Raw genomic sequence first — 12,563 nt, forward strand, 5'->3', positions numbered from 1 at the left:
GCAATCTGTGCATCATCGCCGTGATCTTGGGGCCGCTTCGCGGCCCTTTCGCGACATAAGGCCGCTCCCACAGGGACCGTGCTCAGCGGGTGGCTGTGCGCATGGTCACGAACTCTTCGGCTGCTGTCGGGTGCACGCCAATGGTTTCGTCGAACTGCTGCTTGGTCGCACCGGCCTTCAGGGCAATGCCTAGGCCCTGAATGATCTCGCCGGCGTCAGGGCCAACCATGTGGCAGCCCAGTACCTTGTCGGTCTCGGCATCGACCACCAGCTTCATCAGAGTCTTTTCCTGAATATCGGTCAGCGTCAGTTTCATCGCACGGAAGCGGCTCTCGAATACCTGCACCTTGTGCCCGGCCTCCAGTGCCTGCTCCTCGGTCAGGCCCACGGTGCCAATGGGCGGCTGGCTGAACACTGCGGTCGGGATGTTCTGATAGTCCACCGGCCGGTATTGCTCGGGCTTGAACAGGCGCCGGGCCACGGCCATGCCCTCGGCCAAAGCCACCGGAGTCAGTTGCACGCGGCCAATCACATCGCCAATGGCCAGGATCGACGGCGCGGTGGTCTGGTACTGCTGGTCAACACGAATGTAACCACGGGCGTCCAGCTCGACGCCGGTGTTTTCCAGGCCCAGGTTGTCCAGCATCGGGCGCCGGCCGGTGGCATAGAACACGCAATCGGTGACCAACTCGCGGCCATCCCCGAGGGTGGCCTTGAGGCTACCGTCCTCGAGCTTGTCGATGCGCTGGATGTCGGCGTTGAACTGCAGGTCGAGGCCGCGCTTTTCCAGTTCTTCCTTCAAGTGCGTGCGCACCGAACCGTCGAAGCCACGCAGGAACAGGTCGCCACGGTACAGCAGCGTGGTAGCGGCCCCCAGGCCCTGGAAGATGCCAGCGAACTCGACAGCGATGTAGCCACCGCCCACCACCAGCACCCGGCGTGGCAGGTCCTTGAGGTAGAAGGCTTCGTTGGAGGTGATGGCCAGTTCCTTGCCCGGAATGTCCGGCACCTGTGGCCAGCCACCGGTGGCGATGAGGATGTGCTCGGCAGTGTAGCGCTGGCCTTCCACTTCCACTTCATTGGCACCGGTCAGGCGCGCATGCCCCTGCAGCAGGGTGACCCCGCTGTTGAGTAGCAGGTTGCGGTAGATGCCGTTGAGGCGCTCGATTTCCCGGTTTTTGTTGGCAATCAGGGTGCCCCAGTCGAAATGCCCTTCTTCAAGTGTCCAGCCGAAGCCTGCGGCCTGCTCCAGTTCGTCAGCGACGTGTGCGCCGTACACCAGCAGCTTTTTCGGCACGCAGCCGACGTTGACGCAGGTACCGCCCAGGTAGCGGCTCTCGGCCACTGCCACCTTTGCGCCGAAGCCGGCGGCAAACCGCGCCGCGCGCACACCGCCGGACCCGGCACCAATCACGAACAGATCAAAATCGTAGGCCATGTATTCACTCTCCTAGGCAGGCGCCCAGCATAACGCCGTTGGCCGCCGCAAACAAAAAAGCCACCCCGAAGGGTGGCTTTCAGACCAGCAGGGCTTATCAGTAAGCCTTGCCAGTCTTGTAGTAGTTCTCGAAGCAGAAGTTGGTCGCGTCGATGTAGCCTTCCGCGCCACCACAGTCGAAACGCTTGCCCTTGAACTTGTAGGCAATCACGCAGCCGTTCTGCGCCTGTTGCATCAGGGCGTCGGTGATCTGGATCTCGCCACCTTTGCCCGGCTCGGTGTTGGCGATGATGTCGAAGATATCCGGGGTCAGGATGTAGCGACCGATGATCGCCAGGTTCGACGGGGCATCTTCCGGCTTCGGCTTCTCGACCATGTTGGTGACGCGGAAAATGTCGTCACGGATCATGTCGCCGGCGATCACACCGTACTTGTTGGTTTCCTGCGGATCGACTTCCTGGATGGCGACGATCGAGCAACGGAACTGGTTGTACAGCTTGACCATCTGGGTCAGTACGCCGTCACCTTCCGGGTTCACGCACAGGTCGTCCGCCAGCACCACGGCGAACGGCTCGTCACCGATCAGCGGGCGGCCGGTCAGGATGGCGTGGCCCAGGCCTTTCATTTCGGTCTGGCGGGTGTAGGAGAACGAGCATTCGTCGAGCAGGCGACGGATACCAACCAGGTATTTTTCCTTGTCGGTGCCCTTGATCTGGTTTTCCAGCTCGTAGCTGATGTCGAAGTGGTCTTCCAGAGCACGCTTGCCGCGCCCGGTGACGATGGAGATCTCGCTCAGACCGGCATCCAGTGCCTCCTCGACGCCATACTGGATCAGTGGCTTGTTGACCACCGGCAGCATTTCCTTGGGCATGGCTTTGGTAGCGGGCAGGAAGCGGGTGCCGTAACCGGCTGCCGGGAACAAGCATTTCTTGATCATATACGTCCTTACAAAAGGCTAGGCCTGTGGAATTCGGCGCAGTCTAATCAGGCGGCAGTCACCTTACAATGCCCTACCTGTGGCCGATCGATGGGAAGATAGAGATAACCCAGTGTAGATAGTTCCGATGGATCGTAAATATTGCTGTCATCAATGACCGTTGGATGACAGCAGATCGGGGTTGCCTTTACCGGCCTCTTCGCGGGTAAACCCGCTTCCACAGGTACTGCACAGCATTCAGAGCCTGTGGCGATCCTTGTGGGAGCGGGTTTACCCGCGAAGAGGCCGGTACAGGCAATACATCAGCTACCAGTCCCCTGCCCGATCAACACCCCATCGACCTTCTGCCCATACAGGTTCACCCCGTCGTTGGCATGGAACTTCGCCCGCGTCTTCTCGATGGAGCCTTCCACCAACCGCGGATCCTGCGGCCGTTCATGGCGGTTGACCCAGGCCGCCACATCCCAGGCCTGCTGATCACTCAGGCTGCCAGGCTTGCCCAGCGGCATGTTGTACTTGATGAACGACGCCGCAGTGTTGATGCGGTGCATGCCGGCGCCCCAGTTGTAGGAGTCTTTGCCCCACAACGGCGGCATCACATACTCGCCCGCCACCTTCTGCCCCTCGCCGTTGTCGCCGTGGCAGATCGCACACTGCTCGCGATAAACCTGCTGACCACGCTTGAAGTCGTACCCGCCCTTGGGTTGCGGCACCTCCGGGTACCCGCGCCCGGCAATTTCCACACCGGTCGGCGCCTTGGTGGAAAGCCAGTACGAATACACTGCCAACGCCGTCATCTGCGGGCTGTCTGCAGCCGGTGGCTTGCCGTTCATGCTGAACTGGAAGCAGCCCTGGATACGCTCGGCGTATGTGTTGACCTTGTCGTTTTTCTTGCGGTACGCGGGGTACATCGGGTACGCCCCCCACATCGGCGCGGAATGCGCCAGCCGCCCCTGGTCAAGGTGGCAGTTGCTGCAGTTCATGCCATTACCCACGGCCTCGGGCATCAACCTGCGGGTGTCGACGAACAAGGCGTGCCCCTCGCGCACCATCTTGCCAAAGGCATTGTCAGGCAACTCGCTTTCCGCTGGTGGCACGAACTGCGGTGCAGCCTGCACGCCAGGCACTTTCAACTGTGACTGGTCTTCCATGGCGATCTGGGCGGCCTGGGCGCTGCCCATGGCCAGCAGCAGCAGGGCTGGAATCATCGGTTTCATGGCTTGACCTCCTGGCTGGCTGGGCGGGCGAAGAACTCGGCGACGGCCTTGATCTCGTCATCGGTCATGGCCTTGGCCACACCGACCATCAGTTGGTTGGGGTCATTGCTGCGGGTGCCGTCACGCCAGGCATTGAGCTGCGCCACCAGGTAACTGGCGGGCTGACCTGCCAAGGGCGGGAAGTGTTCGCCAACCCCGCCGCCGCCCGGGCCATGGCATTGCACGCAACCAGGAATCTGCCGGCTCCAGTCGCCGTACAGGGCCATGCGGGTGGTGGGGTCATCGGCGATCTGCTGGCGACGCAGGTCGCCTGCTGGGTCTGCCGGCAGGCTGGCCAAATAGGTGCTGACCGCCTTGATCTCATCCTCGGTCAGGGCCTTGGCAAGTGGCTCCATTACCGGCTGCTTGCGGCTGCCGCTGCGCCAGTCATGCAATTGCTTGCTGAGGTAAGCGGCCGGCAGCCCGGCCAGGCGCGGGAAGCCGGCAGCGGCAATGCCCTTGCCGTCCGGCCCATGGCAACCCAGGCAAGCCATGGCGGCGGGGTTGGCCCCGCCCTGGGTGAAGACTTTCTGGCCATCGGCGGCATGCGCCGCGGGCCAGGCCAGGATCAGCAGGCTGCCGATCACGACGCGACTCAACGGTGTCATCACGAATCTCCTTTTCTATTGTTATATGCTTAGGCTTAAAACATATAAGCAAAAGGAGCGCGATCAGTTGCCCTGGATCAACTCCCGGAGATGCATTGGGTGGCGGCGGTGCGCACATCGCCCAGGCGCAGCGGGAAGTTGTTCAACCGCTCGTGCAGCTTGATACTGCTGCCGCTGCCACGCTTGTCGATATCCACCAGCGCCGCCGGGCCCACACCCGAGCTGATCTTCTGCGGCACGATCAGCCGCAGGCCATCGCCACGCTGCTCTTCCACCAGCGGGTCGCGGCTATCGGCCAGCTTCTGCTTGATGCAATCGGCATACGCCCGCGGAGACTTGCCGGAAATCACATCCAGCGTTTCACGCGACTGTTCCAGTTCCGTAACACTCACACAGCCACCCAGCGTCACCGCCAACGCCGCCACCATCCACTTCATTTGCAGCACCTCTGCCTTCAAGAATCCGCTTCGACCACAGCCAGGCCATTTTGCTCCCTGCTTTGGCAGATTTATCTACGCCTGGCGGAACAGCGCGGCAGTGTAACCCGACATCGTGGTATCTTTCGCGTTTGCAGAACCAATCCTTGCGGAGCATCACATGAAATTCGTACACCAGCGCGAGCACTTGAACGAGGACGACATCGTCGTCATCGAGTGTTCCCAGCGCTGCAATATCCGCCTGATGAACGACGCCAACTTCCGCAGCTTCAAGAACGGCGGCCGTCACACCTACCACGGTGGCCATTTCGAAAAGTTCCCGGCGAAAATTACCGTGCCCAGCACCGGTTTCTGGAACATCACCATCGATACCGTGACAACCCGCCCGATCTCGGTCACCCGCAAGCCAACCTTGACCCACAAGATCAAGATCATCCGTCGTTCATCGTCGAAACTCAGATAAGGCCACCATGACCCAGACCACCAAGTACGTCATCAAGTACAAGCTCGACGGCCAGCGCCGCTGGGACTTCGCGCTGATGCCCGACGCCTCCCGCGAACAAGCCCTGGAAGCCCTGCGCAAGATTCATGGCGAAGATGCCGAGAAGATCAGCGACATCCAGGTCAGCAAGGCCTTGTAAACACCCGCCCCGCCCTACAGTTCGCCCGCGCAAGGAGAATCGCATGAGCCACTGGCCCGATAGCCGCATCCTCGACCTGCTGGGCATCGAGTTGCCCATTCTGCAGGCCCCCATGGCCGGTGCCACGGGCTCGGGCATGGCCATTGCCGTAGGCCAGGCGGGCGGCCTGGGCGCCCTGCCCTGCGCCATGCTCACGGGCGACCAGGTGCGCGCCGAGATCACCGCCTTCCGCGCCGGCTGCCCGGGCCGCCCGTTGAACCTGAATTTCTTCTGCCATCAGCCACCTGCGTCCGATACCGAGCGCGATTTACGCTGGAAGCAGGCACTCGAGCCCTATTACAACGAAGTAGGTGCCGACTTCGCGGCGCCCACGCCGGTGTCCAACCGCGCGCCTTTCGACGAACAGAGCTGCCAGCTGGTCGAGCAACTGCGCCCGGAGGTAGTGAGCTTCCACTTCGGCCTGCCCCAGGCCGACCTGCTGCAACGGGTAAAGGCCAGCGGTGCCAAGGTACTGTCCAGCGCCACCACCGTGGAGGAAGCCGTGTGGCTGGAGCACCGCGGCTGTGATGCGATCATTGCTATGGGCTATGAGGCGGGCGGACATCGCGGCATGTTCCTCAGCGACGATATCACCAGCCAGATCGGCACCTTCGCCCTGGTGCCGCAGGTGGTTGATGCGGTCAGCGTGCCGGTGATTGCCGCCGGCGGCATTGCTGACCACCGCGGCCTGTTGGCGGCACTGGCCCTGGGTGCTTCGGCCGTGCAGATCGGAACGGCTTACCTGTTCTGCCCCGAAGCCAAGGTCTCGCCGGCACATCGCCAGGCCCTGGACAGCGCACCCGCCAGCGACACGGCGCTGACCAACCTGTTCACCGGCCGACCGGCGCGTGGCATCAACAACCGCATCATGCGCGAACTGGGGCCGATGAGCGACCTGGCGCCGCGCTTCCCACTGGCCGGCGGGGCGTTGATGCCTTTGCGGGCGATTACCGATCCGCAGGGCAATAGCGACTTCAGCAACCTGTGGTCGGGGCAGGCGCTGCGGCTGGGCAGGCATATGCCGGCGGGTGAGTTGACCCGGGAGATTGCCGAAAAGGCGCTGGCGATGATTGGCCGACAGGCATCTGCATAAGCAGGCTAGGCCCCTTCGCGGGTGAACCCGCTCCCACACATTCGAATAGTGTGCCGGCCCTGTGGGAGCGGGTTTACCCGCGAAAAGGCCTGGCCTGCTTGCGCATTACCTTGCCTCTTCCCGGCCCAAGGCCTATCGCTATATAGTTAAGGATATAACGATAACCTCCCAGGAGTTGTGTTGATGTGTACCCGCCCTTCCTATGTAGCCGCGGCCACCCTGGCCACCCTGCTCGCCTTCAACACTGCCTGGGCCGATGAAGTCCAGGTCGCGGTCGCTGCGAACTTCACAGCCCCGATCCAGGCCATTGCCAAGGACTTCGAAAAGGACACCGGCCATAAACTGGTCGCCGCCTATGGCGCCACCGGCCAGTTCTACACACAAATAAAGAACGGCGCGCCGTACGAGGTATTCCTCGCTGCCGACGACAGCACCCCTGCCAAGCTCGAGCAGGAAAAAGCCATTGCCCCGGGCTCGCGCTTCACCTACGCCATCGGTACCTTGGCCCTGTGGTCGGCCAAGCCCGGCTATGTCGACGCCAACGGCGAAGTACTGAAAAAGAACCAGTTCAAGCACCTGTCCATCGCCAACCCGAAAACCGCACCTTACGGCCTGGCCGCCACCCAGGTGCTGGACAAGCTGAAGCTGACCGAAGCCACCACGCCCAAGCTGGTCGAAGGGCAGAACATCACCCAGGCGTTCCAGTTCGTCTCCACCGGCAACGCCGAGCTGGGCTTTGTCGCCCTGTCGCAAATCTACAAGGACGGCAAGGTCGAAAGCGGCTCGGCCTGGATCGTTCCCTCGTCCCTGCATGAGCCCATCCGCCAGGACGCGGTAATCCTCGAAAAAGGCAAGGACAACCCCGCTGCCAAAGCTCTGGTCGACTATCTGAAAGGCCCGAAAGCCGCGGCAGTGATCAAATCCTACGGTTATGAAATCTGATGCCACTGGACGCCAGTGACCTGGGTGCCATCTGGCTGACCGTGAAACTGGCCAGCCTGACCACCCTGATCCTGCTGATCGTCGGCACGCCCATCGCCTGGTGGCTGGCGCGCACGCGCTCGTGGCTGCGCGGGCCGGTAGGCGCGGTAGTGGCCCTGCCGCTGGTGCTGCCTCCCACGGTGATCGGTTTCTACCTGCTGATCGCCCTCGGCCCGCATGGCTGGCTGGGCCAGGCGACCCAGGCGCTGGGCCTGGGCAGCGTGGTGTTCAGCTTCACCGGCCTGGTGATCGGCTCGGTGATCTACTCCATGCCGTTCGTTGTCCAGCCACTGCAGAATGCCTTCGGCGCCATTGGCCAGCGCCCGCTGGAAGTAGCCGCCACGCTGCGCGCCGGCCCTTGGGACACCTTCGTCCACGTAGTGCTGCCGCTGGCCCGCCCAGGCTTCATCACCGCCAGCATCCTCGGTTTCGCCCACACCGTGGGCGAATTCGGCGTGGTGTTGATGATTGGCGGCAACATCCCCGACAAGACACGCGTGGTCTCGGTGCAGATCTTCGACCATGTCGAGGCCATGGCCTATTCGCAAGCACACTGGCTGGCCGGTGCCATGCTGGTGTTCTCGTTCCTGGTGCTGCTCCTGCTATACGCTGGACGCCGCGGCAAAGCCGGTTGGAGCTGAAATGAGCGCATCGATTGTGGCGCGTCTGAAAATGGCGCGCGACGACTTCACCCTGGACGTCGACCTGCACCTGCCCGGGCGCGGCATCAGCGCGCTGTTCGGCCACTCGGGTTCTGGCAAGACCAGCTGCCTGCGTTGCCTGGCCGGGCTGGAACGGGCCGCCAGCGCCTACATCGAAGTCAACGGCGAAGTCTGGGAGGACAGCGCCCGCGGCTTCTTCCAGGCACCGCACCTGCGCCCGGTGGGCTACGTGTTCCAGGAGGCCAGCCTGTTTCCACACCTGTCGGTACGCGGCAACCTGGAGTTCGGTTGGCGCCGGGTAGCCGCTGCCGAACGCAAGGTCAGCCTCGACCAGGCCTGTCAGCTGCTGGGTATCGGTCACCTGCTGGCACGCCGCCCGGCGACATTGTCCGGTGGCGAGGCGCAGCGGGTGGGCATTGCCCGCGCTCTGCTCAGCAGCCCGCGCCTGCTGTTGATGGACGAGCCGCTGGCTGCACTCGACGGGCCGCGCAAGCGCGAGATACTGCCCTACCTGGAGCGCCTGCACGATGAACTGGAAATCCCGCTGGTGTATGTCAGCCATGCTCAGGAAGAAGTGGCGCGGCTGGCCGACCACCTGGTGTTGCTGGAGCAAGGCCGGGCAGTGGCCAGCGGCCCGATCGGCGAAACCCTGGCCCGCCTCGACCTGCCGCTGGCCCAGGGCGAGGATGCCGGGGTGGTATTCGAGGGCCTGGTGGTGGGGCACGACCCGCACTACGACCTGCTCGACCTGCGCCTGCCCGGTAACGACGGGCCACTGTTGCGTATCGCCCACCCTGCCCAGGTGATTGGCAGCACCTTGCGGGTCAAGGTGCAGGCCCGTGACGTCAGCCTGGCCCTTGCAGCCGACAGTACTTCGAGCATCCTCAACCGCGTGCCGGTACGCGTGCGCGAAAGCCGCCCGGCAGCCAACCCGGCTCATGTGCTGGTCAGCCTGGACGCCGGCGGTAACGCCTTGCTCGCGCGCATCACCCGCTTTTCGGCAGACCAGCTCGGCCTGCACGCAGGCCAGGTGCTGTTTGCCCAGATCAAGTCGGTAGCGCTGCTGGGCTGAGCATCGGCCCCGTCGCTGGTGTCCATTGATCAGTGACCTGATCGAGGCCTGCCAGCCATGCTTGAATGCCCCCTGCCGCCCACCCTGCACTATGTCGACGACAGCCAGCCGGGCCTGACCCGGCGCCGCTGGAGGGGCCGTTTCATCTACCTGGACGCCAACGGCCAACGGGTGCGCGACAGCGATACCCTCGCCCGCATCGCAGCACTGGTTATCCCCCCGGCCTATACCGAGGTGTGGATCTGCGCCGACCCGCAAGGCCACCTGCAAGCGACAGGTCGCGATGCCCGCGGCCGCAAGCAATACCGCTACCATGCGCAGTGGCGAGAAGTACGCGACCAGCACAAGTACGGGCGCATGCTGGCGTTTGCCCAGGCCCTGCCGAAACTGCGCGCGCAACTGCACGCCCACCTTGCCCGGCCCGGCCTGGACCGGGAAAAGGTGATGGCGCTGGTGATCAGCCTGCTGGATCACACCCTGATCCGCATCGGCAACCAGCGCTACCTGCGTGACAACCAGTCCTATGGCCTGACCACCCTGCGCAATCGCCATGTGGAGGTGAAGGGCAGCAGCATCCGCTTCCAGTTCCGCGGCAAGCGCGGCGTCGAGCACAACGTCAGCCTCAACGACAGGCGCCTGGCCAACCTGCTCAAGCGCTGCATGGAGCTGCCCGGGCAAGCGCTGTTCCAGTACCTGGACGACAACGGCCAGCGCCACAGCGTCGGCTCCAGCGAGGTCAACCAGTTTCTGCAGCAGCTGACCGGCGCCGACTTTACCGCCAAGGACTACCGCACCTGGGCCGGCAGCAGTCTGGCCCTGGACCTGCTCAGGCCCTTGGCCTGGGAGCCCGAGAGCGAAGCCAAACGCCAGGTCGCCGCGATCGTACGCCAGGTAGCATCACGCCTGGGCAATACACCGGCGGTGTGCAGGCGTTGCTACATCCACCCGGCTGTACTTGAACACTATGCCCTGGGGCGGTTGGCCAACTTGCCGAAGAACCGTGTACGCAAAGGCCTGGACCGTGAAGAAGTAGCCTTGCTGCTATTTCTTCAGGCACTCGAGGAACAGGATGACCATTAACCCGGTCTATTCAACCCATCATGCGAAGAAATTTCCCATTGACCGCCAAGCACCCTATTCTTGCCACCGAGCACCTTGGCCGACAACCCGCTGGCGGTTTGCTTCGGCACCTGCGACTGAAGACACGCAACAGAATTTGTCTGTTGGGGAATTACTATCCGCCGAAAGCGTCTTTAATGAGAAGGAAGAGGGACAAGCTCCCGCCGCCGTGGCAACTAGCTCGACGGACTTTTATATCACCAAGGAGAACTACATGCTGATACTCACCCGCAAGGTTGGCGAAAGCATCGTCATCAACGATGACATCAAAGTCACCATTCTGGGCGTCAAAGGGATGCAGGTGAGGATCGGTATCGATGCACCGAAAGACGTCCAAGTCCATCGCGAAGAGATCTTCAAGCGCATCCAGGCCGGCAGCCCGGCCCCGGAAAAGCACGACGACTCGCACTGAGCGACCTGCTTCACGTTGCCTCAAGCCGCACGGACGCGCTTGATCGCCCCGCGCCTCAGGTGCCCAGCAGTTCGCGCACCTTGGCGATCATACAGTCCATGTCGAACGGTTTGTCGAACACCGCGGCGAACAGTTCCGGGCATCCTTGGTTGGCCTGCGCGCCACTCATGAGGATGACCGGCAACTCGCTCAACTCCGGGTCTTCACGCATCGAGCGCACCAGCTCCTCGCCGTTGAGCAGCGGCATCATGTAGTCGGTGATCACCAGCTGAACGCGCTTTTCCTTCAGCGCCTCAAGCGCCTTGCAGCCGTTGCTCGCCTTTTCCACCAGGAAGCCTTCGTCCTCCAGGGCGAAACCGAGGATGTCGGCAATCAGGTACTCGTCATCGACGATCAGGATGGTGTTCATCGTCCGCCCCGTCACCCGCTCCCCTGCGGCACCGGCGTTCCCGAGAGCACACCACAGGCGCCTTCGAACGCTTTGCGCAGGGTAATGCCCTGCGGCCTGATCAACAGTTCGTGCAAGGCAGGGTCATGGTGGCTGTCACGCACTTTGAGGATCGACAGCATGCGTCGCAGCTGCGAGTCCAGCTCGACGAAGCGCATCAGCATCAGGTTGTCGACGATACTCGACAGGTCCGGGGCCGGGGCGCTGATTTCCGCACCGAAGATGTCGCGCATTTCCCAGGTCAGCATCACGCTGACATTGCGCGCGCGCAGCTCACCGACCAGGGCACGGAAAAACGCATTGAGCCGCGCCGGGTCGCTGGCCAGGCGGCTGAACGCCCCAAGGCTGTCGATCAGCACGCGCTTGCTGCCTTGCGCCTCGACCCGCTCGAGCAGGCGTGCACCGACCTGGTCCAGCAGCCCCTCGGTGGTCGGCTGCCAGCACAGCTGCAGGCTGCCGCCCTGCTCCAGGGCGGCAAAATCGTAACCCAGCGACGCGGCCTTGATACGCAGGCGCTCCGGCGTTTCGTAGAAGCCGAAATGCAGCCCCGGCGCCTGCGGGCTGCTGGCGCCGAGGAAGGCAAGGCCCAATGATGTCTTGCCAATACCCGAAGGCCCGATCAGCAAGCTGACCGAGCCCGTGGCCAGGCCGCCACCTAGCATTTCATCCAGGGTTGCCACCCCGCTGCCGATGCGCTCCAGGGTGGCGTTGCCCGCCTGGCTGGGGTGGCTGAACAGCGACTCCAGGCGCGGGTATACATGCATGCCGGCTTCATCGATGAGGCACTCGTGGCGCCCCGACAGTGCCGCACTGCCACGCGTCTTGCGCAGCTGGACATGGCGCACGGCACGGCTGCCGTACAGTTGCTCGCCCAGTTCGATCACCCCGTCGACCATGGTGTGCTCCGGGCTGCCTTCTTCCAGCCGGGCGCTGGTCAGCAGCAGTAAGGTGCAACCGGCAAAGGCCGCATGACCCTGTAGTTCGGAGACGAATTTTTTGGTGTCCAGCGCGGTTTCCGCACGCACCCGGGCATTGAGCACGCCATCGACGATCAGCAGGCTGGCCTGCTGGCGGGCGATTTCCTGGCGCAGCAGCCGCACCACAGCGTCCAGGCCTTCCTGCTCCAAGGTGTCGAAGGCACTGACGAACTGGATCGTGTCGCCGACCAGCGCGGGGTCGAAGAACTCCAGGGTCGCCAGGTACTGGAACAGCCGCTCGTGCGACTCGCTCAGCAATGTAGCCACCAGCACCCTGCCCCCATTGCGCACATGCCCACAGGCCAGCTGATTGGCGAGGATGGTCTTGCCGGCCCCCGGCGGGCCCTGAATGATGTAGGACGCGCCAGCCACCAGGCCACCCTGGAGCAATGCATCGAGCCCGTCGATACCCGTGACCAGTCGCCTGAGTGCCTGTGCCATGA

Annotated in this window: 15 protein-coding genes; 8 read left to right on the plus strand and 7 right to left on the minus strand. The window is 63.2% G+C overall.

Annotated elements, in window-relative coordinates; genetic code table 11:
• Positions 1-82 precede the first annotated feature (82 nt).
• From gorA to RIN61_RS01735, 5 genes are all read right to left on the minus strand, one after another.
• A complete protein-coding gene (gene gorA, locus RIN61_RS01715) occupies positions 83-1,438 on the minus strand; it encodes a glutathione-disulfide reductase (protein ID WP_112252771.1) in 1,356 nt (451 codons plus the stop codon).
• Between the two features lie 97 nt (positions 1,439-1,535).
• On the minus strand, positions 1,536-2,375 hold the full coding sequence (gene galU, locus RIN61_RS01720; RefSeq protein ID WP_085590936.1) for a UTP--glucose-1-phosphate uridylyltransferase GalU: 840 nt from the start codon (positions 2,373-2,375) through the stop codon (positions 1,536-1,538).
• A gap of 302 nt (positions 2,376-2,677) precedes the next feature.
• Complete coding sequence (locus RIN61_RS01725) at positions 2,678-3,592, minus strand: c-type cytochrome (RefSeq protein ID WP_112252772.1); 915 nt, start codon at positions 3,590-3,592, stop codon at positions 2,678-2,680.
• Positions 3,589-4,239, minus strand: coding sequence for a c-type cytochrome (locus tag RIN61_RS01730; RefSeq protein WP_112252773.1), 651 nt, complete (start codon positions 4,237-4,239; stop codon positions 3,589-3,591). The genes RIN61_RS01725 and RIN61_RS01730 overlap by 4 nt, the downstream gene beginning before the upstream one ends.
• Before the next feature lie 77 nt (positions 4,240-4,316).
• Positions 4,317-4,676 carry a hypothetical protein gene (locus RIN61_RS01735; RefSeq protein WP_313855452.1) on the minus strand — a complete coding sequence of 120 codons (360 nt, stop codon included), beginning with the start codon at positions 4,674-4,676 and terminating at the stop codon, positions 4,317-4,319.
• 160 nt (positions 4,677-4,836) lie between these two features.
• Here RIN61_RS01735 and RIN61_RS01740 point away from each other — a divergent pair, with 160 nt between their 5' ends.
• The 8 genes from RIN61_RS01740 to csrA all read left to right on the plus strand — a co-directional run bounded on the left by RIN61_RS01740 (position 4,837) and on the right by csrA (position 10,695).
• Complete coding sequence (locus tag RIN61_RS01740; RefSeq protein WP_003250918.1) at positions 4,837-5,139, plus strand: DUF1883 domain-containing protein; 303 nt, start codon at positions 4,837-4,839, stop codon at positions 5,137-5,139.
• A gap of 7 nt (positions 5,140-5,146) precedes the next feature.
• Positions 5,147-5,317 carry a hypothetical protein gene (locus RIN61_RS01745; RefSeq protein ID WP_181457351.1) on the plus strand — a complete coding sequence of 57 codons (171 nt, stop codon included), beginning with the start codon at positions 5,147-5,149 and terminating at the stop codon, positions 5,315-5,317.
• Between the two features lie 43 nt (positions 5,318-5,360).
• Complete coding sequence (locus tag RIN61_RS01750) at positions 5,361-6,449, plus strand: NAD(P)H-dependent flavin oxidoreductase (protein ID WP_112252775.1); 1,089 nt, start codon at positions 5,361-5,363, stop codon at positions 6,447-6,449.
• A gap of 183 nt (positions 6,450-6,632) precedes the next feature.
• Positions 6,633-7,391 (plus strand): molybdate ABC transporter substrate-binding protein, encoded by a 759-nt coding sequence (gene modA / locus RIN61_RS01755; protein ID WP_313855457.1) that lies wholly within the window; start codon positions 6,633-6,635, stop codon positions 7,389-7,391.
• Positions 7,391-8,071 carry a molybdate ABC transporter permease subunit gene (gene modB / locus RIN61_RS01760; protein ID WP_112252777.1) on the plus strand — a complete coding sequence of 227 codons (681 nt, stop codon included), beginning with the start codon at positions 7,391-7,393 and terminating at the stop codon, positions 8,069-8,071. The genes modA and modB overlap by 1 nt, the downstream gene beginning before the upstream one ends.
• 1 nt (position 8,072) lies before the next feature.
• Positions 8,073-9,164 carry a molybdenum ABC transporter ATP-binding protein gene (gene modC, locus RIN61_RS01765; protein WP_313855460.1) on the plus strand — a complete coding sequence of 364 codons (1,092 nt, stop codon included), beginning with the start codon at positions 8,073-8,075 and terminating at the stop codon, positions 9,162-9,164.
• Between the two features lie 57 nt (positions 9,165-9,221).
• The gene (locus RIN61_RS01770; RefSeq protein ID WP_207878268.1) at positions 9,222-10,244 is read left to right on the plus strand and encodes a DNA topoisomerase IB; all 1,023 of its coding nucleotides are present in this window, start codon (positions 9,222-9,224) and stop codon (positions 10,242-10,244) included.
• Between the two features lie 253 nt (positions 10,245-10,497).
• A complete protein-coding gene (csrA, locus tag RIN61_RS01775) occupies positions 10,498-10,695 on the plus strand; it encodes a carbon storage regulator CsrA (protein WP_004375914.1) in 198 nt (65 codons plus the stop codon).
• Between the two features lie 55 nt (positions 10,696-10,750).
• Here the strand turns inward: csrA and RIN61_RS01780 are convergent, their stop codons facing one another.
• Both RIN61_RS01780 and RIN61_RS01785 read right to left on the minus strand, forming a co-directional pair.
• Positions 10,751-11,104 carry a response regulator gene (locus RIN61_RS01780; protein ID WP_112253236.1) on the minus strand — a complete coding sequence of 118 codons (354 nt, stop codon included), beginning with the start codon at positions 11,102-11,104 and terminating at the stop codon, positions 10,751-10,753.
• Between the two features lie 11 nt (positions 11,105-11,115).
• A complete protein-coding gene (locus RIN61_RS01785) occupies positions 11,116-12,561 on the minus strand; it encodes an ATPase domain-containing protein (RefSeq protein ID WP_112252780.1) in 1,446 nt (481 codons plus the stop codon).
• Positions 12,562-12,563 lie beyond the last annotated feature (2 nt).

Source organism: Pseudomonas inefficax, assembly GCF_032164165.1.
In the GTDB taxonomy this organism is placed as follows: domain Bacteria; phylum Pseudomonadota; class Gammaproteobacteria; order Pseudomonadales; family Pseudomonadaceae; genus Aquipseudomonas; species Aquipseudomonas inefficax.

Coding starts and splice junctions, on each gene's coding strand:
- modA (WP_313855457.1), top strand. CDS start 6,633: ATGTGTACCCGCCCTTCCTATGTAGCCGCGGCCACCCTGGCCACCCTG.
- RIN61_RS01740 (WP_003250918.1), top strand. CDS start 4,837: ATGAAATTCGTACACCAGCGCGAGCACTTGAACGAGGACGACATCGTC.
- RIN61_RS01785 (WP_112252780.1), bottom strand. CDS start 12,561: ATGGCACAGGCACTCAGGCGACTGGTCACGGGTATCGACGGGCTCGAT.
- RIN61_RS01735 (WP_313855452.1), bottom strand. CDS start 4,676: ATGAAGTGGATGGTGGCGGCGTTGGCGGTGACGCTGGGTGGCTGTGTG.
- gorA (WP_112252771.1), bottom strand. CDS start 1,438: ATGGCCTACGATTTTGATCTGTTCGTGATTGGTGCCGGGTCCGGCGGT.
- galU (WP_085590936.1), bottom strand. CDS start 2,375: ATGATCAAGAAATGCTTGTTCCCGGCAGCCGGTTACGGCACCCGCTTC.
- RIN61_RS01730 (WP_112252773.1), bottom strand. CDS start 4,239: ATGACACCGTTGAGTCGCGTCGTGATCGGCAGCCTGCTGATCCTGGCC.
- csrA (WP_004375914.1), top strand. CDS start 10,498: ATGCTGATACTCACCCGCAAGGTTGGCGAAAGCATCGTCATCAACGAT.
- RIN61_RS01780 (WP_112253236.1), bottom strand. CDS start 11,104: ATGAACACCATCCTGATCGTCGATGACGAGTACCTGATTGCCGACATC.
- modC (WP_313855460.1), top strand. CDS start 8,073: ATGAGCGCATCGATTGTGGCGCGTCTGAAAATGGCGCGCGACGACTTC.
- RIN61_RS01770 (WP_207878268.1), top strand. CDS start 9,222: ATGCTTGAATGCCCCCTGCCGCCCACCCTGCACTATGTCGACGACAGC.
- RIN61_RS01745 (WP_181457351.1), top strand. CDS start 5,147: ATGACCCAGACCACCAAGTACGTCATCAAGTACAAGCTCGACGGCCAG.
- modB (WP_112252777.1), top strand. CDS start 7,391: ATGCCACTGGACGCCAGTGACCTGGGTGCCATCTGGCTGACCGTGAAA.
- RIN61_RS01725 (WP_112252772.1), bottom strand. CDS start 3,592: ATGAAACCGATGATTCCAGCCCTGCTGCTGCTGGCCATGGGCAGCGCC.
- RIN61_RS01750 (WP_112252775.1), top strand. CDS start 5,361: ATGAGCCACTGGCCCGATAGCCGCATCCTCGACCTGCTGGGCATCGAG.